Genomic DNA, 1,065 nt, shown 5'->3' with positions numbered 1-1,065 from the left:
CCTCTACCGATCCCTGGACGAATTGTTCTACTCCCTGGTGGTGGCGGCGACCACTTCGGTGGCGGGCATGCTCACCTTGCTCACCTCCAAGTTCGTCGGCTTCTACGAATTCGGCGTACAAGCCTCCGCCGGCATCGCCTTCAGCCTGATCGGCGTCTACGTGCTCTTGCCCGCCTTCGTCTTCGCCTGGGAAAGCCTGACGAGCCTGCCCGGCTTGGGCTGGCTGGCCCTGCGTTCGCCGCCCGTCCTGCGTTGGCCTTTCAAAAGCAAACCGGATTGGCGCAAGGTGGCCCGCTGGAGCGCGGGCGCGGTCCTGGTGGGGACGGCCATCCTGGGTTGCTTCACCTATCGCCTGAAATTCGAATACGATTTCGATCGCCTGCGGGACACGCGCAAAGAGCCCGACGGCCTTCCCGTGAAGGCGGCCTTGGGGAGCAATCGCACCAGCAGCCAGCCCGTAGTGGTGATGGCCCAGGATTCGGCCAGCATGGCCGCGCTGCAAGATACCCTGCTGCAACGCCTGTCCGGCCGGGACCCCTTCCTGCGCAGCTTCCTGACCCTCTCCACCTTCGATCCGCCCGCCGCCGCGCAGGCGGAACGCATCGTGGAAATCCGGCACATCGGCGACCTGGTCGCGGCGCGCGTCTTCGACAAGGCGAAGGGCAACGATTCCGCCATGATCACGAACCTGCGCGAGCTGGCGCGGACGGAGCCCTTCGGCGCCGCCGACATCCCTCCTTGGGCCTTGAACCTGTTGCGCGAACGGGACGGCAGCTACGGGAAGCTGGGCTTCGTCTACGGCAGCTACAACTCGTCGAACGCGCTGGAGGCCGGTAAATTCCAGGACCGCTACGGCCATTTGACCGCGGCCGGCAAGAAGCTCGCCTGCTACTGTTCCAGCTTCGTCTTCAGCGACATCGTGCGCATGGTCAAGTCCGACAGCATCCGCGTCTTCATCTGGATGCTGGCGGGGTTGGTAGTGCTTTTGGCCCTCATCCTGCGGGACCGCCGTCTACTGTTGGCCTGCGGTATCCAACTGGTGGTGGGCGTGATTTGGATTGTTGG

Annotated in this window: 1 protein-coding gene; it reads left to right on the top strand. The window is 64.4% G+C overall.

Annotation, left to right across the window (positions count from 1 at the left end):
* A partial coding sequence (locus tag JF616_10525) for a hypothetical protein (GenBank protein ID MBW8888178.1) occupies positions 1-1,065 on the top strand: 1,065 nt, incomplete at both ends.

Source organism: Fibrobacterota bacterium (genome assembly GCA_019509785.1).
GTDB lineage: Bacteria > Fibrobacterota > Fibrobacteria > UBA11236 > UBA11236 > Chersky-265.
The sequence above is the reverse complement of the archived record's forward strand: the minus strand, read 5'-3'. Positions and strand labels throughout refer to the sequence as shown.